Below are 24795 nucleotides of genomic sequence, written 5' to 3'. Positions count from 1 at the left end.
ACTCCCAGGCGCCGCGGTGAACGGTGCCCAAGGATTTGGCAAAGTTTTTCTGATACCCCTGTCGCACTTGCCGGTGCGCCCCTAGACTGTGGATTTGTGCCCACCGGCCCCTACGTCCAGGAGTTCACCCACCATGACGAACCCGCATGATTCTCCGTCCCGCCGCGCCATGCTGACAGCCGCCCTCGTCGGCGGCAGTGCCGCCGCCGCCGCCTTGGCCGGAACCCCGGCAGCCCAGGCCGCCGGCGCACAAGCAGAAGGGGCCCGCGCCGGCAGCAACAAGCAGTTCACGCTGACCGTGCTCGGCACCACCGACCTGCACAATAACGTCTTCAACTGGGACTACTTCAAGAACGTGCCCTATGCCGACGCCGCCGGCAACAAAATCGGGATTGCCCAGGCCGCCACCCTGATCAACGCCCTGCGGGCCGAACGCGGCGCGGCGAACACCCTGACCATCGACGCCGGGGACACCATCCAGGGCACGCCCCTGGCCTACTACTTCGCCAAGATCAAGCCCATCTCGGCAACCGTGAAACACCCCATGGCGCTGGCCATGAACGCGATCGGCTACGACGCCGTGGGGCTGGGCAACCACGAGTTCAACTACGGCATCGACCTGCTGCGCACCTGGGAGAAGCAGCTGGACTTCCCGCTCCTGGGCGCCAACGTCCACGACGCCGTGGCGGGCGGGCGCGCCTTCACCCCCTACGTCCTGAAGCGCGTCAAGACGGACAACGGCTGGGTGACAGTGGGCCTGGTCGGCTTCGTGACGCCGGGCTGCGCACTCTGGGACCGCGACAACGTCCAGGGCAAGCTCGACTTCAACGGCATCGTCGAGGAGGCCAAGACTGTCATCCCGCAGGTGAAGGCCGCCGGCGCGGACATCGTGATCGCCACGAGTCATTCAGGCGCCACGCCCGGCTCCTCCTACGGCGACGCCCTGCCGTTCCCCGAGAACGCCTCCACCCAGCTGGCCGAGGAAGTCCCCGGCATCGACGCCATCCTGGTCGGCCACGCCCACCTGGAAATCCCCGAACGCTTCGTCACCAACAAGGCCACCGGCAAGCAGGTGCTCCTGACCGAGCCGCTCAAGTGGGGCATGCGGGTCTCCGTCATGGACCTCGACCTCGCCAGGGTGAACGGGCAGTGGACCGTCACATCGGCGCATTCCCACTTGCTGGACGCCAAGACCGTGGACCCCGATCCCGCCGTCGTCCGGGCCGTGCAGGCCGGGCACCAGGCCACGGTGACATACGTCAACGAGGTCATCGGGACCTCGACGGCCCCGCTCAGCACGGCCACCGCGTGCTGGGAGGACTCCGCCGCGATCGACGCCATCAACTACGTCCAGGCCAGCACCATCAAGGCCGAACTCGCCAACGGTCCCGCGGCCGGCCTGCCTGTGCTGTCCATCGCGGCGGCGTTCTCCCGCGCCGTCGATGTCAAGGCCGGACCGCTGACCATCCGCGACGTCGCCGGGCTGTACATCTTCGACAACACGCTGCTCTCCATCAAGGTCACCGGAGCCCAGGTGAAGGCCTACCTGGAGTGGTCCGCCCAGTACTTCAAGCCGGTGACCACCGCCACGGCAAGGGCCGCGGACGTCACCAACGCCGTGACCGCGGCGGCGCCGAACGGCACGCCGGACTACAACTACGACGTCGTTTACGGACTGGACGCGCCGCTGGACTACGAGATCGACCTTGCCCGGCCGGCGGGGGACCGGATCGCCAAGCTGAGCTACGGCGGCCAGCCGCTGCGGCCCGAGCAGGAATTCGCCCTCGCCATCAACAACTACCGGCAGAGCGGCGGCGGCAATTTCCCGGCCGTGAAGAGCGCCCCCTTGCTCTCCAACAGCCAGCAGGAGATCCGGCAGCGGATCATCGACTACGTCGTGGCCCGCGGCACTCTGGACATCGCCGTATTCAGCCAGACCAACTGGCGCCTCACCGTCAACGGGGCGCCCCTCACAGTCACGGCCTGAAAGCAACGCGGGGTCACTTCGCGCCTATCCTGACCGTCCGGATGGGCGCGAAGTGACCCCGCGTTGCTTTTAACCCGAGCGGGCTAGTTCGGTTCGGTGATGTCGGCGACGACGGCGCCCAGCGCCGCCGTCAGGGCGTCGGCATCCACAAACGCACTGTAGCCGTGTTCCCCCGCACCCATGGAGATCCGCCGGCCCGTGATGGTCTGGTCGGCGTAGACGGGCCAGGGCCGGGTGCTGCCGAGCGGAGTGATGGTTCCCCGCTCGTAGCCGGTGGCCTCGAAGGCCGTTTCGGCCGCCGGGAGCGAGAGCTTATTGACGCCCAGCAGCGCCCGCAGCTTGGGCCAGGAGATCTGCCGGTCGCCCGGGACCAGGGCGAACAGGAAGCTGCCGTCCTTGTGCTTGACCACGAGCGATTTCACAATGTCCGCGGGCCGGATCCCGAGGATCCCGGCCGCTTCCTCGAGGCTGCGGGCGGCAAGGCGCTCGACGATCTCGACGTCCAGGCCCCGGGCCGCGGCGTCGGCCAGGAAGCGTTCGCGGCCACCGCCGGTCGTTTGCTGTTCTGCCATCCCGGTCTAAACCCTCTCCGGCTCGTGTGGCTCTACTTGATTGCGCCGTCTGATTGCGCGGTCAGGTTGCTCGGTCAGGTTGCGCGTGGTCTGGTTCCGCGGTCCCGGCGGCTGCCGGTTCAGTCGCGGTAGAGCAGCAGGGCCTCGCCCTGGCCGCCGCCGCCGCAGAGCGAGACGGCCGCCTTGCCGGTGCCCCGGCGCTTGAGTTCGTGGGCCGCGTGCAGGGCCAGCCGGGCGCCGGAGGCTCCGATCGGGTGGCCCAGGGCGATGGCTCCGCCGTGGATGTTGCACCGCTCCAGCGGATAGTCGAGGTCCTTGAGGGACTGCACCGCCACGGAGCCGAAAGCCTCGTTGATTTCGATGAAGTCCAGATCGGCGGCGGACCACCCGGCCTTGTCCAGTGCGCTCTTGATGGCGTTGGACGGCTGGGAGTGCAGGGAATTGTCCGGACCGGCCACCTGGCCCGGCTTGCCGACCACTGCGAGGTAGTCAAGGCCGTGGTCCTCGGCGAACGTCCGGCTGCACAGCACCAGGGCCGCGGCGCCGTCGGACAGGGGAGAGGAGTTCCCCGCGGTGATGGTTCCGTCCGTGACGAACGCCGCGCGCAGGCCCGCCAGCGACTCGACGGTGGTGTCCGGCCGGACGCCCTCGTCGGAGGTAACGGCGATCGGGTCGCCCTTGCGCTGCTTCACGCTCATCGCGGCGATCTCGCCGTCGAAGACGCCGTCCTTGGCGGCCCGCGCGGCACGCTGGTGCGACTGGGCCGCCACCTCGTCCTGGGACTTCCGGTCGATGCCAAGGGTCAGATTCTTGCTCTCGGTGGACAGCCCCATGGACTGCCCGTCGAAGGCATCGGTCAGGCCATCGTGCGCGGCGACGTCGAGGGCCTGGACCGTGCCGTATGCCCAGCCCTGCCGGGAACCGGGCAGCACGTGGGGAGCCCGGGTCATGGACTCCTGGCCGCCGGCCACTACTACGGTGGCGTCGCCGCTGCGGATCATCCGGGCGGCGTCGATCACCGCGGTGAGGCCCGAAAGGCAGACCTTGTTGATGGTCACCGTGGGAACGTTCCAGCCGATGCCGGCGCCGATGGCGCTCTGGCGCGCCGGGTTCTGGCCGGCTCCGGCCTGCAGGACCTGGCCCATGATGACGCTGTCCACCTGGTCGGCCTTGACGCCGCTGGCGGCAAGGGCCGCGCGGATGGCATGAGTGCCGAGCTCGACGGCGGTGAAGCTCGCCAGCTGCCCGTTCAGGCGCCCCTGGGGCGTGCGGGCGGCGGCGAGGATGACAACATCGTTGTTGTCGGCAGGATTGCTCATGGTCTTCTCTTCCGGTCTGGGACGTCTTATGTCTACGTTATCGTGAGCCCCGTCACCTATCCATTCGGCTCCGGTCTCGACAGCTGTCTCGACGGCGGGTTCGGCAACAGTCCCGGTGGAAGTGCCGCGCACGGAGCGCGGCTAGCGCCACCCGGCGGGCGCCGTCGGGCGAGCCTCTGCCAGGCCGCCCCCGGAGCCCCGGCAAAAGTTGGTGCTTGCAATCCCGCCGGAAGTGGGGTAGACAAGTAGGTTGCTTTGCCGTATCGTAGATATTTGCGTCTTCCCTGTTTACCTTCAGCCTTCATATAGCGGTGGGCTTAGCCTGGCAGCTGCTCCATCAATGTGCCGTCTACAACGTGCACCAGCATGGGCGGCGCGGGTCCCGGGTCATATAGCGGAACCGGACTGGTAGCGCTGCGGAGTCATTCTGCAGGGTACATAACGGGGGAGATCTGACAACGCCTGAAGGTCTGTGGAAGGATCCCTCTTGGTCGCCTCGAGCACCTCTAATGTAAACAACGCTACCGCTATCAATGCCGACAGCACCGACGGTGCAACCCGCCGGCTCTCATTCGCAAAGATTCACGAACCTCTTGATGTTCCGAATCTGCTCGCCCTGCAAACGGACAGCTTTGACTGGCTGGTCGGAAACGAACGCTGGCAGGCGCGCGTGGCGAAGGCCGTCGAAGAAGGCGACCTGAGCGTCGCCACCACCTCGGGTCTGTCCGACATCTTCGAAGAGATCTCCCCGATCGAGGACTTCCAGGGCACCATGTCCCTGAGCTTCTCCGAGCCGGAGTTCGCTGACCCCAAATACACCATGGCCGAGTGCAAGGACCGGGACGCAACGTACTCGGCTCCGCTGTACGTCAAGGCCGAATTCATGAACAACAACACGGGCGAAATCAAGCAGCAGACCGTGTTCATGGGTGACTTCCCGCTGATGACCGAGAAGGGCACCTTCGTCGTCAACGGCACCGAGCGTGTCGTCGTCTCCCAGCTGGTCCGTTCCCCGGGCGCCTACTTCGAGCGCACCGCCGACAAGACCAGCGACAAGGACATCTTCACCGCGAAGATCATCCCGTCCCGCGGCGCCTGGTTCGAACTCGAAATCGACAAGCGCGACCAGGTCGGCGTCCGTCTTGACCGCAAGCGCAAGCAGTCCGTCACCGTGCTGCTGAAGGCCCTCGGCTGGACCGAAGGCCAGATCCTCGAGGAATTCGGCCAGTACGACTCCATGCGCGCCACGCTGGAGAAGGACGCCACCGAGACCCGCGAAGACGCGTTGCTGGACATCTACCGGAAGCTGCGACCGGGCGAGCCGCCCACGGTTGAGGCTGCCCAGTCCCTGCTGGACAACCTGTACTTCAACTCCAAGCGTTACGATCTGGCCAAGGTCGGCCGTTACAAGATCAACCGCAAGCTTGGCATCGACCGCTCCCTTGGCGACAAGGAAGCTTCGGTCCTGCACGTTGAAGACATCGTGGCCATGATCAAGTTCCTGGTTGCCCTGCACGCCGGTGAGAAGACCCTCATGGGCAAGCGCGACGGCCAGGACCACGAGCTCCGCGTCGAGATCGATGACATCGACCACTTCGGCAACCGCCGCATCCGCGCCGTCGGCGAGCTCATCGAGAACCAGGTCCGCACCGGCCTGTCCCGCATGGAGCGCGTCGTCCGCGAACGCATGACGACCCAGGACGTCGAGGCCATCACGCCGCAGACCCTGATCAACATCCGTCCCGTTGTGGCAGCCATCAAGGAGTTCTTCGGAACGTCCCAGCTGTCCCAGTTCATGGACCAGAACAACCCGCTCTCGGGTCTGACCCACAAGCGCCGCCTGTCCGCGCTTGGCCCGGGTGGTCTGTCCCGTGACCGCGCCGGCATGGAAGTTCGTGACGTGCACCCGTCCCACTACGGACGTATGTGCCCCATCGAAACTCCTGAAGGCCCGAACATTGGTCTGATCGGTTCGCTGGCTTCCTACGGACGCATCAACCCGTTCGGGTTCATCGAGACCCCGTACCGCCTTGTCTCCGAGGGCGTCGTTTCCGATGAGGTCAAGTACCTCACCGCCGACGACGAGGCCGAGGTCCTGATCGCACAGGCCAACGCCCCGCTCGATGCGAACAAGAAGTTCGCGGAAGAGACCGTCCTGGTCCGTGCCCGCGGTGGTGGAGGCGAGCCCGTGCTGGTTCCCGCCGCCGACGTCGAGTTCATGGACGTCTCCCCGCGCCAGATGGTGTCCGTGGCTACCGCCCTGATCCCGTTCCTCGAGCATGACGATGCTAACCGTGCACTCATGGGTGCCAACATGCAGCGCCAGGCCGTGCCGCTGGTCCGTTCCGAGGCGCCGTTCGTCGGTACCGGCATGGAACGCGCCGCAGCCGTCGACGCCGGTGACGTCACCATCGCGAAGAAGGCAGGTGTGGTTACCGAGGTCTCCGCTGAGCTGGTCATTATGCTCAACGACGACGGTACGGAAACCAACTACCGGATCAACAAGTTTGCCCGCTCCAACCAGGGCAACTGCTACAACAACCGTGTCCTGGTGAACGAAGGCCAGCGCCTGGAGGTCGGCGGCATCATCGCTGACGGCCCGGCAACGGACCAGGGCGAGCTCGCCCTCGGAAAGAACCTGCTCGTGGCATTCATGTCATGGGAAGGCCACAACTTCGAGGATGCCATCATCCTGTCCCAGCGCATCGTGGCAGAGGACGTCCTGTCCTCCATCCACATCGAGGAGCACGAGATCGATGCCCGCGACACCAAGCTTGGTGCCGAGGAAATCACCCGTGACATCCCCAACGTGTCTGAGGAAGTCCTGGCAGGCCTGGACGAGCGCGGCATCATCCACATCGGTGCCGAGGTTGAGGCCGGCGACATCCTGGTCGGTAAGGTCACCCCCAAGGGCGAGACCGAACTGACCCCGGAAGAGCGCCTGCTGCGCGCCATCTTCGGTGAGAAGTCCCGCGAAGTGCGCGACACCTCCCTGAAGGTTCCGCACGGCGAGTCCGGCACCGTGATCGGTGTCCGCGTCTTCGACCGCGACAACGACGACGAGCTGCCCCCGGGCGTCAACCAGCTGGTGCGCGTGTACGTGGCCGCCAAGCGCAAGATCACCGACGGCGACAAGCTCGCCGGCCGCCACGGCAACAAGGGCGTCATCTCCAAGATCCTTCCGATCGAGGACATGCCCTTCCTTGCCGACGGCACGCCCGTTGATATCGTCCTGAACCCGCTGGGTGTTCCGGGCCGTATGAACGTCGGGCAGGTGCTCGAAACGCACCTCGGCTGGGTTGCCAAGACCGGCTGGAAGATCGAGGGCGAGCCCGAGTGGGTCAAGCAGCTGCCGAACCTGCCGCGCGAGAGTGGCCAGACCACTGTTGCAACGCCGGTCTTCGACGGCGCGCGTGAAGAGGAAATCACGGGCCTGCTCGATTCCACCAACGTCACCCGCGACGGCGACCGCCTGATCAACTCTTCCGGCAAGACCCGTCTGTTCGACGGCCGCTCCGGCGAGCCGTTCCCGGATCCGATCTCGGTCGGCTACATGTACATCCTGAAGCTCCACCACCTGGTGGACGACAAGATCCACGCACGCTCCACCGGCCCGTACTCCATGATCACGCAGCAGCCGCTGGGTGGTAAGGCACAGTTCGGTGGCCAGCGCTTCGGTGAAATGGAAGTGTGGGCGCTCGAAGCTTACGGCGCCGCCTACACGCTCCAGGAACTGCTCACGATCAAGTCGGATGATATCCACGGTCGTGTGAAGGTCTACGAAGCCATCGTCAAGGGCGAGAACATCCCCGAGCCGGGCGTTCCTGAGTCCTTCAAGGTCTTGATCAAGGAAATGCAGTCGCTGTGCCTGAACGTGGAAGTGCTTTCCACGGACGGAACCACAATTGAAATGCGTGACTCTGATGACGCAGTCTTCACGGCTGCGGAAGAACTGGGCATCGATCTGTCTCGTGCAGAGCCCAGTTCCGTAGAAGAGGTTTAGCAGGCTTCCGACGGCGGGCGGTTCCCGTCCGTCGTCGGAGTCCTCCCTCTTCCCGTAACCCAAGACTTCAGAATTTAGAGAACAAGAGAGAACAGGGACCATATGTCCAGCGAATCCTCCTTCGGCCTCATGCAGATCGGCCTCGCCACCGCGGAAGACATCCGTGGCTGGTCGTACGGCGAGGTTAAGAAGCCGGAAACCATCAACTACCGCACGCTCAAGCCCGAGAAGGACGGCCTCTTCTGCGAGAAGATCTTCGGCCCGTCCCGCGACTGGGAATGCTACTGCGGCAAGTACAAGCGCGTGCGCTTCAAGGGCATCATCTGCGAGCGGTGTGGCGTTGAGGTCACCCGCGCCAAGGTCCGCCGTGAGCGCATGGGCCACATCGAGCTGGCCGCCCCGGTCACGCACATCTGGTACTTCAAGGGCGTTCCCTCCCGCCTGGGCTACCTCCTTGACCTGGCACCGAAGGACCTCGAAAAGGTCATCTACTTCGCCGCCTATATGATCACGAGCGTCGACGCCGACAGCCGCCACGAAGAACTGCCCAACCTCCAGGTTGAGCACGACATCGAGAAGAAGCAGCTGATCGACAACCGCGACTCCGACATCGCCACGATCGCCCGCGACCTCGAAAACGAGCTCGCCCGCCTCGAAGGCGAAGGCGCCAAGGCTGCCGACAAGAAGAAGGCCCGCGACTCCGCTGACCGCCAGATGGCGAACGTCCGCAAGCGTGCCGACGCCGAGATCGAGCGCCTCGAGCAGGTCTGGGACCGCTTCAAGAACCTCAAGGTCGCTGACCTCGAAGGTGACGAAGGCCTGTACCGCGAACTGCGCGACCGCTACGGCATGTACTTCGAAGGCTCCATGGGTGCCGAGGCCATCAAGAAGCGTCTTGAGAACTTCGACATGCAGGCCGAGTCGGACATGCTGCGCGACATCATCGCCAACGGCAAGGGCCAGCGCAAGACCCGCGCCCTGAAGCGGCTCAAGGTGGTTAACGCGTTCCTGACGACCAACAACAGCCCGCTCGGCATGGTGCTGGACGCCGTCCCGGTGATCCCGCCGGAACTGCGCCCGATGGTCCAGCTGGACGGTGGCCGCTTCGCGACCTCCGACCTCAACGACCTCTACCGCCGCGTGATCAACCGCAACAACCGCCTCAAGCGCCTGCTTGACCTCGGTGCCCCGGAGATCATCGTCAACAACGAGAAGCGCATGCTTCAGGAAGCTGTTGACAGCCTCTTCGACAACGGCCGCCGCGGCCGTCCGGTCACCGGACCGGGCAACCGTCCGCTGAAGTCCCTGAGCGACATGCTCAAGGGCAAGCAGGGCCGATTCCGCCAGAACCTCCTTGGCAAGCGCGTCGACTACTCCGGCCGTTCGGTCATCGTCGTCGGCCCGCAGCTGAAGCTGCACCAGTGTGGTCTGCCCAAGCAGATGGCCCTGGAGCTCTTCAAGCCGTTCGTGATGAAGCGCCTGGTTGACCTCAACCACGCCCAGAACATCAAGTCGGCCAAGCGCATGGTGGAGCGTTACCGTCCGCAGGTCTGGGACGTCCTCGAAGAGATCATCACCGAGCACCCCGTGCTGCTGAACCGTGCACCTACCCTGCACCGTCTCGGCATCCAGGCGTTCGAGCCGCAGCTCGTTGAAGGCAAGGCAATCCAGCTGCACCCGCTGGTTTGTGGCGCCTTCAACGCCGACTTCGACGGCGACCAGATGGCAGTCCACCTGCCGCTGAGCCCCGAAGCCCAGGCCGAGGCCCGCATCCTGATGCTGTCCTCGAACAACATCCTGAAGCCGTCCGACGGCCGCCCGGTGACCCTGCCTTCGCAGGATATGATCATCGGTCTCTACCACCTGACCACCAAGCGTGTCGGTTCAGCTGGCGAAGGCCGGATCTTCTCCTCGGTCGCGGAAGCCATCATGGCCTACGACCTTCACGAGCTGCACCTGAACTCCAAGGTCAAGATCCGCCTCGAGGGCTTCGTGCCCTACGCCGGCTGGGAAGCCCCGGAGGGCTGGGAGCCCGGTCAGACCACATTGGTCGAGACCTCCCTCGGCCAGGTCATCTTCAACCAGACGCTGCCCGCGGACTACCCGTGGGTTGAGAACGTTGCCGACAAGGGCGAGCTGTCCACGATCGTCAACGACCTCGCCGAGCGCTACCCGAAGGTCATCACCGCGGCAACGCTGGACAACCTGAAGGATGCCGGTTTCTACTGGGCCACCCGCTCAGGCGTCACGGTTGCCATCTCCGACATCGAGGTGCCCACGGACAAGCCGCGGATCCTCGCCGGTTACGAGACCATGGCCGCCAAGATCCAGGGACAGTACGACAAGGGCCTGATCGACGACGACGAGCGTCGCCAGGAACTGATCGAGATCTGGAACAAGGCAACGAACGAGATCGCCCAGGCGATGCGTGACAGCCTGTCCCCGATGAACACGATCAACCGCATGGTGTCCTCGGGCGCACGTGGTAACTGGATGCAGGTCCGTCAGATCGCGGGTATCCGTGGCCTGGTGGCCAACCCGAAGGGTGAAATCATCCCGCGTCCGATCAAGTCCTCCTACCGCGAGGGCCTGTCGGTGCTGGAATACTTCATCGCCACGCACGGTGCCCGTAAGGGTCTGGCTGACACCGCCCTGCGTACCGCCAACTCGGGTTACCTGACCCGTCGTCTGGTGGACGTTTCGCAGGACGTCATTGTCCGCGAAGAGGACTGCGGTACCGAGCGCGGCCTGATGACCGCCATCGCGGTGGCCGACGCCAACGGCGTGCTCGTCCTGGACGAGAACGTCGAGAACAGCGCCTACGCCCGCACCCTGGCTGTGGACGTCGTTGACTCCTCGGGCAAGGTCCTGGCGGCGGCCGGCACTGACTGCGGCGACGTCGTCATTGCCGAACTGTTCGCGGCAGGCATCACCGAGGTCAAGGTCCGCTCCGTACTCACCTGTGAGTCCAGCGTCGGCACCTGCGCCCTCTGCTACGGCCGTTCGCTGGCCACGGGCAAGACCGTCGACATCGGTGAGGCAGTCGGCATCATCGCCGCACAGTCCATCGGTGAGCCGGGCACCCAGCTGACCATGCGTACGTTCCACACCGGTGGTGCTGTTTCCGCCAGCGGTGGCGACGACATCACCCAGGGTCTGCCCCGTATCCAGGAGCTCTTCGAAGCCCGTACTCCGAAGGGTGTTGCGCCGATTGCTGAAGCAGCCGGCCGCATCACCATCGAAGAGTCCGAGCGCCAGATGCGCCTGGTCATCACCCCGGATGACGGGTCTGAAGAGATCGCCTACCCGGTGCTGCGGCGTTCACGCCTGCTCATCGAAGACGGCGACCACGTCAGCGTCGGCCAGAAGCTCATCAACGGCCCGGTCGACCCCAAGCAGGTGCTGCGCATCATGGGCCCCCGTGCCGCGCAGAAGTTCCTGGTGGACGAAGTCCAGGGCGTTTACCGCAGCCAGGGCATCGGTATCCACGACAAGCACGTCGAGGTTATCGTCCGCCAGATGCTGCGCCGCGTCACGGTCATCGAGTCCGGCGAATCGGACCTGCTGCCCGGCGAGCTCGCCGAACGCAGCCGTTTCGAAGAGGCCAACCGCCGCGTTGTGTCCGAGGGCAAGACGCCGGCTTCCGGCCGTCCCGAGCTCATGGGCATCACCAAGGCGTCCCTGGCGACCGAGTCCTGGCTGTCCGCAGCTTCCTTCCAGGAAACCACCCGCGTCCTGACGCAGGCGGCCATGGAAGGCAAGAGCGATCCGCTGCTCGGCCTCAAGGAAAACGTCATCATCGGTAAGCTCATCCCGGCAGGCACGGGTCTCCCGCGCTACACCGAGGTCACCGTGGAACCCACTGAGGAAGCAAAGGCCAACCTGTTCACCGGCCCCAGCGCATTCAGTGACTTCTCCTACGACACCCTGGGCGGCGACGGGGCTCCCGAGTTCCACGCCATCCCGCTGGATGACTACGATCTCGGCAGCGACTTCCGCTAACCGCTAACGGCTAAAGCAACGCGGGGTCACCTACGGCCCAATCCGCATCATGGATTGGGCCCGAAGTGACCCCGCGTTGCTGTTTAAGGGCGGTGCCGTGTCGGCTTGGGGGACGAGTCGTATCGGCCGGAAACCCCGCCGATTAAGGGCTGGGAGCGGTCCGTGTTAGACTTGAGACTAATTGTTATTGTGGCAGTGGATGAGTGCGCCGGTCTTAGTTCGACAGCTTGTAGCTGGAAGGCTTGACCAGGACGACGTTTCCGGTTTGCAGGGTTCTTGTGCAACGTATGCCACATTTTCGCATGCCTAGGGGCAGTTCAGGTTGAAAGACCTCGGACCCCGGCGTGCGGTCCGACTATTAAGGCTTCGCCTCAGCTGCTCTGGAGAGAACTTCACGGCTCGGGCGGCGAGGCGCAGCGACAAGAGAGCGGCCGCCAACGGCCGTTCCGGATAAAACGGAGAACACGAGAGTGCCTACGATTAACCAGCTGGTCCGCAAGGGCCGCACGCCTAAGGTCAAAAAGACCAAGGCCCCCGCGCTTAACGGCAGCCCCATGCGCCGCGGTGTTTGCACCCGCGTTTACACGACGACCCCGAAGAAGCCGAACTCGGCTCTGCGTAAGGTTGCTCGTGTGCGCCTCAACGGTGGCATTGAAGTCACCGCTTACATCCCCGGTGTAGGCCACAACCTGCAGGAGCACTCCATTGTGCTCGTCCGCGGCGGCCGCGTGAAGGACCTTCCGGGTGTCCGCTACAAGATCGTCCGTGGCGCCCTCGATACCCAGGGTGTCAAGAACCGTAAGCAGGCTCGCAGCCGCTACGGCGCAAAGATGGAGAAGAAGTAATATGCCTCGCAAGGGTCCGGCCCCCAAGCGGCCGCTAGTTCTAGATCCCGTTTACGGCTCCCCGCTGGTCACCCAGCTGATCAACAAGGTGCTGGTTGACGGCAAGAAGTCCACCGCAGAGCGCATCGTTTACGGTGCCCTCGAAGGTGCTCGCGCCAAGTCCGGCGGCGACCCCGTTGCAGCCCTCAAGAAGGCCATGGAGAACGTCAAGCCGTCGCTTGAGGTCCGCTCCCGCCGCGTTGGTGGCGCCACCTACCAGGTTCCGGTTGAGGTCAAGCCGGGTCGTTCCACGGCCCTCGCCCTCCGCTGGCTGGTCGGCTACTCCAAGGCCCGCCGCGAAAAGACCATGACCGAGCGCCTCCAGAACGAAATCCTGGATGCCTCGAACGGTCTCGGTGCCGCTGTGAAGCGTCGCGAAGACACCCACAAGATGGCCGAGTCCAACAAGGCCTTCGCACACTACCGCTGGTAATACTTCCCGGACGCCGCCGGCTCGAGAGAGCCGGCGGCGAACGTGCAGTCCATCCGAAAGGGAGACACCGTGGCACAGGACGTGCTTACCGACCTTAGCAAGGTCCGCAACATCGGCATCATGGCCCACATCGATGCCGGCAAGACCACTACTACCGAGCGCATCCTGTTCTACACGGGTGTGAACCACAAGATCGGCGAAACGCACGACGGCGCTTCGACGACTGACTGGATGGAACAGGAAAAGGAACGCGGCATCACCATCACGTCTGCCGCCGTGACCTGCTTCTGGGAAAACAACCAGATCAACATCATCGACACCCCCGGCCACGTTGACTTCACGGTCGAGGTTGAGCGGTCCCTGCGCGTCCTCGACGGCGCAGTTGCCGTGTTCGACGGCAAGGAAGGCGTGGAGCCGCAGTCTGAGACTGTCTGGCGCCAGGCTGACAAGTACAACGTTCCGCGTATCTGCTTCGTCAACAAGATGGACAAGCTCGGCGCTGACTTCTACTTCACCGTCGACACCATCATCAGCCGCCTCGGTGCCAAGCCGCTCGTCATGCAGCTGCCGATCGGCGCCGAGAACGACTTCATCGGCGTCGTCGACCTCCTTTACATGCGCGCGCTGGTCTGGCCCGGCGACGCCAAGGGTGACGTCACCATGGGTGCCAAGTACGAGATCCGAGAGATCCCGGCTGACCTCCAGGCGAAGGCCGACGAATACCGTGCAACGCTCGTCGAGACCGTTGCCGAGGCTTCCGAGGAACTCATGGAGAAGTACCTCGAAGGCGAAGAGATCAGCATCGATGAGCTCAAGGCCGGCATCCGCAAGATGACGATCAACTCCGAGCTCTACCCGGTCTTCTGTGGTTCCGCATTCAAGAACCGCGGCGTCCAGCCGATGCTTGACGCAGTGGTTGACTACCTGCCGAACCCGCTCGACGTCCCGCCGATGATCGGTCACGATCCCCGCGACGAAGAGAAGGAACTGACCCGCAAGCCTTCCTCTGAAGAGCCGTTCTCCGCACTGGCCTTCAAGATCGCCGCGCACCCGTTCTTCGGCCAGCTCACCTTCATCCGCGTGTACTCCGGTCACGTGGAAGCAGGCTCCCAGGTGGTCAACTCCACCAAGGGCAAGAAGGAGCGCATCGGTAAGCTGTTCCAGATGCACGCCAACAAGGAAATGCCCGTCGAGGGCGCTACCGCCGGCCACATCTATGCAGCGATCGGCCTGAAGGACACCACCACGGGCGACACCTTGTGCGATCCGGCCAACCAGATCGTCCTCGAGTCCATGAGCTTCCCGGAGCCCGTGATCTCGGTTGCGATCGAGCCGAACACCAAGGGTGACCAGGAGAAGCTCTCCACGGCTATCCAGAAGCTCTCCGCTGAGGACCCGACCTTCCAGGTCTCCCTCAACGAAGACACCGGCCAGACCATCATCGCCGGCATGGGCGAGCTCCACCTGGACATCCTCGTGGACCGCATGCGCCGCGAATTCAAAGTCGAGGCGAACGTTGGCAAGCCGCAGGTTGCTTACCGCGAAACCATCAAGCGTGCTGTAGAGCGTCACGACTACACGCACAAGAAGCAGACCGGTGGTTCCGGCCAGTTCGCAAAGATCCAGATCGCGATCGAGCCGCTGGACACCTCAGGTGGCGAGCTGTACGAGTTCGAGAACAAGGTCACCGGTGGCCGCGTTCCCCGCGAGTACATCCCGTCGGTCGACGCCGGCATCCAGGATGCGCTCAACGACGGCGTCCTGGCCGGTTACCCGGTTGTCGGCATCAAGGCGACGCTGATTGACGGCGCTTACCACGATGTTGACTCCTCGGAAATGGCGTTCAAGATCGCCGGCCGTATGGCTTTCAAGGAAGCCGCACGCAAGGCGAACCCTGTTCTGCTCGAACCGCTGATGGATGTCGAGGTCCGCACCCCTGAGGAATACATGGGTGAAGTTATCGGTGACCTCAACTCCCGCCGTGGCCAGATGCAGTCCATGGAAGATGCCCAGGGCGTCAAGGTCATTCGCGCGCACGTCCCGCTGTCCGGCATGTTCGGCTACATCGGTGACCTGCGTTCGAAGACCCAGGGCCGCGCTGTGTACTCCATGACGTTCAACAGCTACGCCGAGGTCCCGAAGGCAGTTGCCGACGAGATCATCCAGAAGAACCGCGGCGAGTAGTCCTTAGGACGCATCGCAGCAACAAAAACTCGGGTGCGTCTCCGCCAGCGGAGATTCATCTGGTGCAGGCGGCCGGACTCCGGTCAGCTGTAGTCCGGCTAAGCCGGGCCCGGCCGCCTGCACGAACAGGCTCTAGGCACTAGCATTAGTACCTGAATCTGCAATTTCACCAATCCAAAGCCCCCCAAGTAGACTTACTGGAGTTTCTGCCGCGACAAGCGCGGCCGAAGGGTAAGTCATTTGAAAACGTTCTAGGAGGAACCTGTGGCAAAGGCAAAGTTCGAGCGGACTAAGCCGCACGTTAACATCGGTACCATTGGTCACGTTGACCACGGTAAGACGACGCTGACGGCCGCCATTTCCAAGGTGCTGTACGACAAGTACCCGACTCTCAACGAGAAGCGTGACTTCGCGTCGATTGACTCTGCTCCCGAAGAGCGTCAGCGCGGCATTACCATCAACATCTCCCACGTTGAGTACCAGACCGAGAAGCGCCACTACGCACACGTAGACGCTCCGGGTCACGCTGACTACATCAAGAACATGATCACCGGCGCTGCTCAGATGGACGGTGCAATCCTCGTGGTTGCCGCCACTGATGGCCCGATGGCTCAGACCCGCGAGCACGTTCTGCTTGCCCGCCAGGTTGGTGTTCCCTACCTGCTGGTCGCGCTGAACAAGGCAGACATGGTTGACGACGAGGAACTCCTCGACCTCGTCGAAATGGAAGTTCGTGAGCTGCTCAGCTCGCAGGGCTTCGATGGCGACGAAGCTCCGGTCATCCGCGTTTCTGGCCTGAAGGCCCTGGAAGGCGACCCGGAGTGGGTCAAGTCCATCGAGGACCTCATGGAAGCTGTCGACAACTCCGTGCCGGATCCGGTTCGTGACCGCGACAAGCCCTTCCTGATGCCGATCGAGGACGTCTTCACGATCACCGGCCGTGGCACCGTTGTTACGGGCCGCGCCGAGCGTGGAACCCTCGCGATCAACTCCGAGGTCGAGATCGTCGGCATCCGCCCGGTCCAGAAGACCACGGTTACCGGTATCGAGATGTTCCACAAGCAGCTCGACGAAGCATGGGCCGGCGAGAACTGTGGCCTCCTGCTCCGCGGTCTGAAGCGCGACGATGTCGAGCGTGGCCAGGTTGTCGTCAAGCCGGGTTCCATCACCCCGCACACCGACTTCGAGGCTAACGTCTACATCCTCTCCAAGGACGAAGGCGGGCGTCACAACCCGTTCTACTCCAACTACCGCCCGCAGTTCTACTTCCGCACCACGGACGTAACCGGCGTTATCACCCTGCCGGAAGGCACGGAAATGGTTATGCCCGGCGACAACACTGAGATGACCGTTGCGCTCATCCAGCCCATCGCCATGGAAGAGGGCCTCGGCTTTGCTATCCGCGAAGGCGGCCGCACCGTTGGTTCGGGACGTGTCACCAAGATCCTCAAGTAATACTTGCTGATCACGGTTATCCTGGCCGGCTGACGGCCACGGACAACTAGGGAACGGCCCCGCTGCGTTTGCAGCGGGGCCGTTTCCTTTTAAGTTCCTGATACCTTTGCAGGAGGGAAAGGAGCTCACCATGGGCTGGTTCATTTTTCTGCTACTCGTCGTCGCGGTAGCGGTCGCGTTCTTCTGGGCGAAGAAGCACTTCCGCCAGGAGATCGAGCGCGCCAAGCGCATCAACCGCGCAAACCGTAACCAGTAGGGGTGGCCCGGCCGCGAGTCGGGACTCAGCCGCGAAACCGTCTGCCACTATCTCATCAGGACCAGGGTGGCGGGTTGGCCGCGATGATCTCAGGGGTGAGGAGCATGCCTCCGAAGTCGGCGCGCGCTTTCGCGAGTGTTGCCGGGTCCGGGTCGATGCTGGCGTACCAGGGCTCCAGGTCTTTGGCCTGCACGAGGTGTTTTCCTGCGCCGAGGGGTTCGATGATCCAGTCGGAGAGGTGGTTCGCTCGGGCCAGATGGGCATCGGTGAGGAGCAGCAGCCCGTGCGCGTCGGGGATGTACTGCCCGTTCAGATGCCTGTTGTAACGGACCTGGTATTCCTTCACATAGGGCAGCAGGGGCCTGCCGGCGTCGAGCTCGCTCCAGTCGACGTCAAGAGCGTTGCCGTGCTGTACAAAGGCCAGATCGGTGTCCCCGGGGAACGCGACCATGGCCTGGACAACCTGGGCCAGCCAGTCCTGCCAGGAAGTCGTGTTATCCATGACTCCATAGCAGGCCCGGCCCAGGGTGCCCGGCGATGCCCAGACCACCCGGCGGGGCTGTGACCGCAGGTAGGTCACACGAGCTAGGGAGAATTTCGCGGCAGCGTCCGCCAGTGCAGGTCCGACGTCGGGGTTCTTCGTGCGGGTCTGGTGGATGTTGCGCAGCAGGTAGACGTCGGCGCTGTTGAAGCGACCCCACACCGTGGCGGCATCGGCGATCTTCGCCGTCAGGGCGGCCGGGACATGCCAGGCACGCCGCTGTTCGTTTGCGTCCAGCAGCGCCAGATCGTTGGTCTGGTAGGACACAAATCCCGTGAGCTGCCGCGGCAGCTCGACTGAGCCGCTCAGCCACTCCGGGAAAAATACGTGCGGTGCGGCGGTGACCCTCCCGGACATCCCCTGGGTCTGCAAGTGCCGGGCGAAGGCCTCCGGCCAGGCGCGGACCCCCTCCTCGGGGCCGGCCCTGCTCTTCAGCGCCACCGGTCCGGCGTCGGAGTCCGAGACGCTCGCGGTGAACACGTGGTCGCCCCACCCGGCGTCCTCGACTTCCTGGTTCGATCACGCGGGCTACCGCTCTTCGGCGAACATACCCCATTCCATTGCCAATATTCGAGGAAACCTCTCGAACCGGCCCGCCGGAGCGCCTACGCGCTCCGGGGCCGCCTGGCCCGGGCGAGGGCCTGGTACCAGTAGTACGACTCCTTCGGCGTGCGCTGAAGGGTCTCGAAATCCACATGTACCAGGCCGAAGCGCTGGGAGTACCCGGCCGCCCATTCGAAGTTGTCCATGAGCGTCCAGACGTAGTAGCCGAGCAGATCGACGTCGTGGGCGATGCCTCCGGCGGACGTGGCCTCCACGGCCTGACTGAGATGCGCGGCGAGGTAGTTGATCCGCCCGGAGTCGGGCACGGGGCCGGTGACATGGTCCGGTTCGGGGAAGCTTGCCCCGCTCTCGGTGATGTAGAGCGGCGGCAGCGCTGCGCCGTACCTGTCCTTCAGCTCGCGCAGCAGGACGCCCAGATGGTCTGGCGCCACGGGCCAGCCGAATCCCGTGAGCTCGTACTCCGGAAACCCGGCAAGGTGGAACGGCACCTTCAGCATCGCCTCCGCTGGTCCGGAGGGGCTGTCGCCGCCGCGCCCGGTGGCAACTTTCACGGGGTAGTAGTAGTTCAGGCCGTAGAAATCCAGCGGCTGGTGGATGGTGGCCAGGTCGGCATCCGGGATGCTCCTCAGCGAACGAAACCACGGCCGGGCAATCAGCGGCGGCCTGGGAAAGCGGCCCAGGAGGATCGGATCCGCGTAGAGCCGGTTCAGCATGAGGTCGAACACCCTTGAGAGCAGCCGGTCGGTGACCGAGCCGGACGCGGGGCGGACCGGAGAGTGCAGGTTGGTGACGCCGACGGCGCCCGTGACGCCTTCCGCCCGCAGCGCCTGCACGGCCAGGCCATGGCCCAGGAGCTGATGATGCACCGATGGCAGGGCATCGAATAGCAGGCCGTGGCCGGGCGCATGGGTGCCCAGCGCGTAGCCATTGAGGGTGACCGAGGCGGGCTCGTTCAGCGTCACCCACTGTGCCACACGATCGCCGAACCGTTTGGCCGCGGCCGCGCTGTACTCGGCGAACCGCTCCGCCGTCGTGCGGTTCATCCAGCCGCCCCGGTGCTCGAGGGGGAGCGGCGTGTCCCAGTGATACAGGGTGGCCATGGGGGAGATGCCGGCGGCGAGAAGCTGGTCGATCAGCCGGTCGTAGAAGTCCAGGCCCGCGGCGTTGAAGCGGCCGGTGCCCCCGGGCTGGACCCGCGGCCAGGAGATCGAAAACCGGTAGGAGTCGATCCCGAGACCGCGCATGAGCCCGATGTCTTCCTCGGCGCGGTTATAGTGGTCGCAGGCGACGGCGGGGGAGTGTCCGTGCAGGATGTTCCCGGGCTTTTCGGCGAAGGCGTCCCAACCGGAGGGCCCGCGGCCGCCGGCCGTGAGGTTGCCCTCAATCTGGAAGGCGGCAGAGGCTACTCCCAGGGTGAATCCGGGGCTCAGGCGTGCAGCGAGGGCCTGAACTGCTACAGAATCCTGCACAGTCATGCCCCTATCATCCATTCGACGGTGATGCAGGACAATGTCTGCACGGCAGTGATCGCACTACTGTGCAGAGACCTGATTCGCTTCTGCCCGCAAATTCCGGCATACTAGATGAGTTGTTCAAGCGCTCTTTCGCGTCCCGATCCGGATAATGCCGGGTGTCAGGGTCCAGGTGAGAGACCAAACATAACCCACTCCCCATGGAATTGCGGACTCGTTTGTGTGAAAACATGCGACACGCCCGACCGCGGGGGTCGGTTACGCCGGCAGGTTGAGGAACCCGGATTATTCCGGATTCAGCTTGTGCGGCGGGTGGTAGTCACGACTTCAAATGCTTCGGCAGCCACATACAACAGGCAAGTAAACAGAGCAGCATTTACTGAAAGAGAGTCAGGCGACATGGCGGGACAAAAAATCCGCATCCGGCTGAAGTCATACGACCACGAGGTCATTGACGTATCAGCACGGAAGATCGTTGAGACGGTCACGCGCGCAGGCGCTACGGTAGTTGGCCCCGTGCCGCTGCCGACGGAGAAGAACGTTTACTGCGTTATTCGCTCTCCCCACAAGTACAAGGACAGCCGCGAGCACTTCGAAATGCGCACGCACAAGCGTCTGATCGACATCATCGACCCCACGCCCAAGGCTGTTGACTCGCTTATGCGTCTCGACCTGCCGGCCGACGTGAACATCGAAATCAAGCTGTAGGGAGGTGCTGAGAGACTATGACCGCAACCCGTAACGTAAAGGGCCTGCTGGGCACGAAGCTCGGCATGACCCAGGTCTGGGACGAGAACAACAAGCTCATCCCCGTCACTGTGGTCCAGGCTGACTCGAACGTCATCACGCAGCTGCGCAATGCAGACACTGATGGCTATGTCGCCGTTCAGATCGGCTACGGCCAGATCGATCCCCGCAAGGTCACCAAGCCGCTGGCTGGTCACTTTGAAAAGGCAGGCGTCACGCCTCGCCGCCACGTCGTAGAACTGCGCACCGCAGATGCTGACTCTTACGAGCTGGGCCAGGAGCTCTCCGTAGAGCTCTTCGAAGCCGGCCAGAAGATCGACGTCGTTGGCACCACCAAGGGTAAGGGCTTCGCCGGTGTTATGAAGCGTCACGGCTTCCACGGCGTTGGAGCTTCCCACGGTGCCCACAAGAACCACCGTAAGCCCGGTTCAATCGGTGGCGCATCCACCCCGAGCCGCGTCTTCAAGGGCATGAAAATGGCCGGCCGCATGGGCGCCGTTCGTCACACCACGCTGAACCTCACGGTCCACGCGGTTGACGTCGAGAAGTCGCTGCTCCTGATCAAGGGCGCCGTTCCCGGTGCCCGCGGCCAGGTCGTACTCGTACGCACCGCCGTGAAGGGAGCCTAGTTAAATGACTAGCACTGTCAAGGTTGACCTGCCTGCAGAGATCTTCGACGTACAGACCAACGTGCCGCTGCTGCACCAGGTCGTCGTTGCCCAGCTCGCTGCTGCTCGCCAGGGTACCCACAAGACCAAGACCCGCGCCGAGGTTTCAGGTGCAGGTCGCAAGCCGTTCAAGCAGAAGGGCACCGGCCGCGCCCGTCAGGGTTCCATCCGTGCTCCTCACATGACCGGTGGTGGCGTTGTCCACGGCCCCACGCCGCGTGACTACAGCCAGCGCACCCCCAAGAAGATGATTGCTGCTGCACTGCGTGGCGCACTCTCGGACCGCGCCCGCAACGGCCGCGTCCACGTCATTGCAGACCTGGTTGCCGGCTCCAAGCCGTCCTCCAAGGAAGCACTGGCAACCCTGCGCGGAGTCTCCGAGCGCAAGAACCTGCTCGTTGTCATTGAGCGCGCCAACGATGTTGCTGCACTGTCCGTGCGCAACCTCGAGGAAGTTCACGTTCTGTACGCAGACCAGCTGAACACCTACGACGTTCTCGTTTCCGACGACGTAGTCTTCACCAAGGCTGCCTACGAAGCATTCGTTGCTGACAAGGTTGCAAAGAACGAGGAGGATGCCAAGTGAGCGCAGCCACCATCAAAGACCCGCGCGACGTCGTGCTTGCACCCGTCGTTTCGGAAAAGAGCTACGGCCTGATCGATGAGGGCAAGTACACCTTCCTGGTGGACCCCCGCTCGAACAAGACCGAGATCAAGCTGGCCGTGGAGAAGATTTTCTCCGTCAAGGTCGAATCGATCAACACCATCAACCGTGCCGGTAAGCGCAAGCGCACCAAATTCGGCTGGGGAACCCGCAAGAACACCAAGCGTGCCATTGTGAGCCTCAAAGAAGGCACTATCGACATCTTCGGCGGTCCGCTTTCATAGCGGAGACCACTTTAACGAGGAAATAAATTATGGGAATCCGTAAATACAAGCCGACTACCCCGGGCCGTCGTGGCTCGAGCGTAGCGGACTTCACTGAAATCACGCGGTCGACGCCGGAAAAGTCGTTGGTACGTCCCCTCCCGAAAAAGGGTGGCCGTAACAACTCCGGTAAGATCACGACCCGTCACAAGGGTGGTGGACACAAGCGCCAGTACCGTCTGATCGACTTCCGTCGCCACGACAAGGACGGCGTCAACGCCCGCGTTGCCGAAATCGAGTACGACCCGAACCGCACGGCTCGGATCGCCCTCCTGCACTACGTTGATGGCACCAAGCGTTACATCATCGCCCCGAACAAGCTGTCCCAGGGCGACTTCGTAGAGGCCGGCGCCGACGCTGACATCAAGCCCGGCAACAACCTTCCGCTGCGCAACATCCCGGTTGGTACCGTAATCCACGCAGTCGAACTGCGTCCGGGTGGCGGCGCCAAGATGGGCCGCTCCGCCGGCGCATCGATCCAGCTCGTTGCAAAGGAAGGCCGTTTCGCCCAGCTGCGTCTGCCTTCCGGCGAAATCCGCAACGTTGACGTGCGCTGCCGCGCAACCGTCGGCGAGGTCGGCAACGCCGAGCAGTCGAACATCAACTGGGGCAAGGCCGGCCGTATGCGCTGGAAGGGCGTTCGCCCGACCGTCCGTGGTGTCGCCATGAACCCGGTTGACCACCCCCACGGTGGTGGCGAGGGTAAGACGTCCGGTGGACGTCACCCCGTCAACCCGAACGGTAAGCGCGAAGGCCGCACCCGCCGTCCCAACAAAGAGAGCGACAAGCTTATTGTTCGTCGCCGTCGTACTGGCAAGAACAAGCGATAGGAGCCTGGACACATGCCACGCAGCCTGAAAAAAGGTCCTTTCGTTGACCAGCACCTCTTTGTAAAGGTAGCCAGGGAAAACGAAAAGGGCACCAAGAACGTCATCAAGACCTGGTCCCGCCGTTCGATGATCGTCCCCGACATGCTCGGCCACACGATCGCCGTACACGACGGACGCAAGCACATCCCCGTGTTTGTCACTGAGTCGATGGTCGGGCACAAGCTCGGCGAATTCGCTCCCACGCGGACATTCCGCGGCCATGTCAAGGACGACCGTAAGGGCAAGCGCCGCTAGGCGCCTGCACTTACGTCAAAGACGAGAGAAGGAAAGCAATGGAAGCCAAGGCAATTGCGCGTCACATCCGCGTAACGCCTATGAAGGCCCGGCGCGTCGTCAACCTTGTTCGTGGTAAGCAAGCGAATGAGGCTCTGGCAATTCTGAAGTTTGCCCCCCAGGCAGCTTCGGAGCCGGTATTCAAGGTAGTTCAGTCGGCAATCTCCAACGCCCGGGTCCTCGCGGACCGCGACGGCGTGGCGTTTGACGAAGGTGACCTCATCATCAGCGAAGCGTTTGTTGATGAAGGCCCGACCATGAAGCGGTTCCAGCCGCGAGCCCAGGGTCGTGCATTTCAGATCAAGAAGCGCACGAGCCACATCACCGTGGTAGTCGCTACCCCGGAGAAAGAGGAGGCTCGCTAAGTGGGACAGAAAGTTAACCCGCACGGGTTCCGACTCGGCATCACCACCGATCACGTATCGCACTGGTTTGCTGACAGCACCAAGGCCGGCCAGCGGTACAAGGACTTCGTTCGCGAAGACATCCGCATCCGCCAGCTCATGTCCACGGGCATGGAGCGCGCCGGTATCGCCAAGGTCGAAATCGAGCGCACCCGCGACCGTGTCCGCGTGGATATCCACACGGCACGTCCGGGCATCGTCATCGGCCGCCGCGGCGCTGAAGCAGACCGCATCCGCGGCGAGCTTGAGAAGCTCACGGGCAAGCAGGTTCAGCTGAACATCCTCGAGGTCAAGAACCCCGAGATGGAAGCGCAGCTTGTTGCCCAGGGCGTTGCTGAGCAGCTGACTTCCCGCGTGGCCTTCCGCCGTGCGATGAAGAAGGCCATGCAGTCCGCGCAGCGTGCTGGTGCCAAGGGCATCCGTATCGCTTGCTCGGGTCGACTGGGCGGCGCTGAAATGTCCCGCTCGGAGTTCTACCGCGAAGGCCGTGTGCCCCTGCACACCCTGCGTGCGAACATCGACTACGGCTTCTACGAGGCCAAGACCACCTTCGGCCGCATCGGCGTGAAGGTCTGGATCTACAAGGGCGACGTCACCGCCAAGGAACTGGCTCAGCAGGCAGCTGCTGCTCCGTCCCGCGGCCGTGGTGCCGGCGACCGCCCGGGCCGCCCGGGTGGCGCTGACCGTGGTGACCGCCGCCGTCGTACTGACCGTCCGGCCGCCGAAGCAGCTCCTGCTGCAGAGGCTCCGGCCGCTGAAGCTGCTGCTCCGGCAGTAGAAGGAGGACAGGCTTAAATGCTTATCCCACGTCGAGTCAAGCACCGTAAGCAGCACCACCCGGGTCGTTCCGGCGCTGCCACGGGCGGCACCCAGGTCTCCTTCGGTGAGTGGGGCATCCAGGCTCTGAGCCCGGCCTACGTCACGAACCGTCAGATCGAATCTGCCCGTATCGCGATGACCCGCCACATCAAGCGTGGCGGTAAGGTCTGGATCAACATTTACCCGGACCGTCCGCTGACGAAGAAGCCGGCCGAAACCCGCATGGGTTCCGGTAAGGGTTCTCCGGAATGGTGGGTCTCAAACGTCAAGCCGGGCCGGGTTCTCTTCGAACTCTCCGGTGTCAGTGAAGAGGTAGCTCGCGAGGCCCTGCGCCTGGCAATCCACAAGCTGCCGTTGAAGGCACGCATTGTGCGTCGCGAAGGTGGTGAGTAGAA

Annotated in this window: 21 protein-coding genes; 17 read left to right on the top strand and 4 right to left on the bottom strand. The window is 63.7% G+C overall.

The window, feature by feature from the left end; genetic code table 11:
* Positions 1–133: 133 nt before the first annotated feature.
* Complete coding sequence (locus LDO15_RS16750) at positions 134–1987, top strand: 5'-nucleotidase C-terminal domain-containing protein (protein WP_223980231.1); 1854 nt, start codon at positions 134–136, stop codon at positions 1985–1987.
* 83 nt (positions 1988–2070) lie between these two features.
* Here LDO15_RS16750 and LDO15_RS16745 read toward each other — a convergent pair whose 3' ends face one another.
* On the bottom strand, positions 2071–2559 hold the full coding sequence (locus LDO15_RS16745; protein ID WP_223980230.1) for a YbaK/EbsC family protein: 489 nt from the start codon (positions 2557–2559) through the stop codon (positions 2071–2073).
* Positions 2560–2678: 119 nt separating this feature from the next.
* The gene (locus LDO15_RS16740; protein ID WP_223980228.1) at positions 2679–3878 is read right to left on the bottom strand and encodes an acetyl-CoA C-acetyltransferase; all 1200 of its coding nucleotides are present in this window, start codon (positions 3876–3878) and stop codon (positions 2679–2681) included.
* Between the two features lie 487 nt (positions 3879–4365).
* Between LDO15_RS16740 and rpoB the strand changes: the two genes are divergently transcribed.
* From rpoB to LDO15_RS23410, 7 genes are all read left to right on the top strand, one after another.
* Positions 4366–7881 carry a DNA-directed RNA polymerase subunit beta gene (gene rpoB, locus LDO15_RS16735; protein ID WP_223980226.1) on the top strand — a complete coding sequence of 1172 codons (3516 nt, stop codon included), beginning with the start codon at positions 4366–4368 and terminating at the stop codon, positions 7879–7881.
* Positions 7882–7983: 102 nt separating this feature from the next.
* Positions 7984–11883, top strand: a complete 3900-nt coding sequence (locus LDO15_RS16730) for a DNA-directed RNA polymerase subunit beta' (protein ID WP_223980224.1) — start codon at positions 7984–7986, stop codon at positions 11881–11883.
* Between the two features lie 470 nt (positions 11884–12353).
* Positions 12354–12728, top strand: a complete 375-nt coding sequence (gene rpsL, locus LDO15_RS16725; protein ID WP_018773658.1) for a 30S ribosomal protein S12 — start codon at positions 12354–12356, stop codon at positions 12726–12728.
* A 1-nt stretch (position 12729) separates the two neighbouring features.
* The gene (gene rpsG, locus LDO15_RS16720) at positions 12730–13200 is read left to right on the top strand and encodes a 30S ribosomal protein S7 (RefSeq protein ID WP_011692813.1); all 471 of its coding nucleotides are present in this window, start codon (positions 12730–12732) and stop codon (positions 13198–13200) included.
* A gap of 69 nt (positions 13201–13269) precedes the next feature.
* Positions 13270–15384, top strand: a complete 2115-nt coding sequence (gene fusA, locus LDO15_RS16715; protein WP_223980222.1) for an elongation factor G — start codon at positions 13270–13272, stop codon at positions 15382–15384.
* A 264-nt stretch (positions 15385–15648) separates the two neighbouring features.
* Positions 15649–16839 carry an elongation factor Tu gene (gene tuf / locus LDO15_RS16710; protein WP_223980220.1) on the top strand — a complete coding sequence of 397 codons (1191 nt, stop codon included), beginning with the start codon at positions 15649–15651 and terminating at the stop codon, positions 16837–16839.
* Positions 16840–16969: 130 nt separating this feature from the next.
* Complete coding sequence (locus LDO15_RS23410) at positions 16970–17095, top strand: hypothetical protein (protein WP_263428236.1); 126 nt, start codon at positions 16970–16972, stop codon at positions 17093–17095.
* Between the two features lie 55 nt (positions 17096–17150).
* Here LDO15_RS23410 and LDO15_RS16705 read toward each other — a convergent pair whose 3' ends face one another.
* Positions 17151–18116: a hypothetical protein gene (locus LDO15_RS16705; RefSeq protein WP_223980218.1), complete on the bottom strand. Its 966-nt coding sequence runs from the start codon at positions 18114–18116 to the stop codon at positions 17151–17153.
* A 125-nt stretch (positions 18117–18241) separates the two neighbouring features.
* Positions 18242–19675: a GH1 family beta-glucosidase gene (locus LDO15_RS16700; protein ID WP_223980217.1), complete on the bottom strand. Its 1434-nt coding sequence runs from the start codon at positions 19673–19675 to the stop codon at positions 18242–18244.
* A 396-nt stretch (positions 19676–20071) separates the two neighbouring features.
* On the opposite strand from LDO15_RS16700, the gene rpsJ reads away from it, so the two are divergent.
* Genes rpsJ through rplP form a run of 9 tightly spaced genes read left to right on the top strand, consistent with a single transcriptional unit; the run spans position 20072 to position 24793 of the window.
* A complete protein-coding gene (gene rpsJ, locus LDO15_RS16695) occupies positions 20072–20380 on the top strand; it encodes a 30S ribosomal protein S10 (RefSeq protein ID WP_003803825.1) in 309 nt (102 codons plus the stop codon).
* Positions 20381–20397: 17 nt separating this feature from the next.
* Positions 20398–21048: a 50S ribosomal protein L3 gene (gene rplC / locus LDO15_RS16690; protein ID WP_024366134.1), complete on the top strand. Its 651-nt coding sequence runs from the start codon at positions 20398–20400 to the stop codon at positions 21046–21048.
* A 4-nt stretch (positions 21049–21052) separates the two neighbouring features.
* Positions 21053–21673 (top strand): 50S ribosomal protein L4, encoded by a 621-nt coding sequence (gene rplD / locus LDO15_RS16685; RefSeq protein ID WP_090575302.1) that lies wholly within the window; start codon positions 21053–21055, stop codon positions 21671–21673.
* The gene (gene rplW, locus LDO15_RS16680; RefSeq protein WP_018773664.1) at positions 21670–21975 is read left to right on the top strand and encodes a 50S ribosomal protein L23; all 306 of its coding nucleotides are present in this window, start codon (positions 21670–21672) and stop codon (positions 21973–21975) included. Before rplD ends, rplW begins: the two co-directional genes overlap by 4 nt.
* A gap of 29 nt (positions 21976–22004) precedes the next feature.
* Positions 22005–22844 (top strand): 50S ribosomal protein L2, encoded by an 840-nt coding sequence (gene rplB / locus LDO15_RS16675; protein ID WP_026266473.1) that lies wholly within the window; start codon positions 22005–22007, stop codon positions 22842–22844.
* 12 nt (positions 22845–22856) lie between these two features.
* Positions 22857–23138: a 30S ribosomal protein S19 gene (rpsS, locus tag LDO15_RS16670; RefSeq protein WP_018773666.1), complete on the top strand. Its 282-nt coding sequence runs from the start codon at positions 22857–22859 to the stop codon at positions 23136–23138.
* Positions 23139–23176: 38 nt separating this feature from the next.
* Positions 23177–23542 carry a 50S ribosomal protein L22 gene (gene rplV, locus LDO15_RS16665; RefSeq protein ID WP_003803798.1) on the top strand — a complete coding sequence of 122 codons (366 nt, stop codon included), beginning with the start codon at positions 23177–23179 and terminating at the stop codon, positions 23540–23542.
* Positions 23543–24376, top strand: a complete 834-nt coding sequence (gene rpsC, locus LDO15_RS16660) for a 30S ribosomal protein S3 (protein WP_223980216.1) — start codon at positions 23543–23545, stop codon at positions 24374–24376.
* Entirely contained in the window at positions 24377–24793 is a 417-nt protein-coding gene (gene rplP / locus LDO15_RS16655) for a 50S ribosomal protein L16 (protein ID WP_018773668.1), read from the top strand.
* Positions 24794–24795: the final 2 nt, after the last annotated feature.

Origin of the sequence: Arthrobacter sp. NicSoilB8, assembly GCF_019977355.1 — a bacterium.
Lineage (GTDB): Bacteria > Actinomycetota > Actinomycetes > Actinomycetales > Micrococcaceae > Arthrobacter.
This window is presented reverse-complemented; position numbering and strand designations above follow the sequence as displayed.

Excerpts from the sequence above, each read along its gene's own strand:
- rpsG (WP_011692813.1), top strand. The coding sequence starts at position 12,730 with ATGCCTCGCAAGGGTCCGGCCCCCAAGCGGCCGCTAGTTCTAGATCCC.
- LDO15_RS16750 (WP_223980231.1), top strand. The coding sequence starts at position 134 with ATGACGAACCCGCATGATTCTCCGTCCCGCCGCGCCATGCTGACAGCC.
- rplV (WP_003803798.1), top strand. The coding sequence starts at position 23,177 with ATGGAAGCCAAGGCAATTGCGCGTCACATCCGCGTAACGCCTATGAAG.
- rplD (WP_090575302.1), top strand. The coding sequence starts at position 21,053 with ATGACTAGCACTGTCAAGGTTGACCTGCCTGCAGAGATCTTCGACGTA.
- LDO15_RS16740 (WP_223980228.1), bottom strand. The coding sequence starts at position 3,878 with ATGAGCAATCCTGCCGACAACAACGATGTTGTCATCCTCGCCGCCGCC.
- rplB (WP_026266473.1), top strand. The coding sequence starts at position 22,005 with ATGGGAATCCGTAAATACAAGCCGACTACCCCGGGCCGTCGTGGCTCG.
- rplP (WP_018773668.1), top strand. The coding sequence starts at position 24,377 with ATGCTTATCCCACGTCGAGTCAAGCACCGTAAGCAGCACCACCCGGGT.
- LDO15_RS23410 (WP_263428236.1), top strand. The coding sequence starts at position 16,970 with ATGGGCTGGTTCATTTTTCTGCTACTCGTCGTCGCGGTAGCGGTCGCG.
- rplC (WP_024366134.1), top strand. The coding sequence starts at position 20,398 with ATGACCGCAACCCGTAACGTAAAGGGCCTGCTGGGCACGAAGCTCGGC.
- LDO15_RS16730 (WP_223980224.1), top strand. The coding sequence starts at position 7,984 with ATGTCCAGCGAATCCTCCTTCGGCCTCATGCAGATCGGCCTCGCCACC.
- rpsS (WP_018773666.1), top strand. The coding sequence starts at position 22,857 with ATGCCACGCAGCCTGAAAAAAGGTCCTTTCGTTGACCAGCACCTCTTT.
- rpsJ (WP_003803825.1), top strand. The coding sequence starts at position 20,072 with ATGGCGGGACAAAAAATCCGCATCCGGCTGAAGTCATACGACCACGAG.
- LDO15_RS16745 (WP_223980230.1), bottom strand. The coding sequence starts at position 2,559 with ATGGCAGAACAGCAAACGACCGGCGGTGGCCGCGAACGCTTCCTGGCC.
- LDO15_RS16700 (WP_223980217.1), bottom strand. The coding sequence starts at position 19,675 with ATGACTGTGCAGGATTCTGTAGCAGTTCAGGCCCTCGCTGCACGCCTG.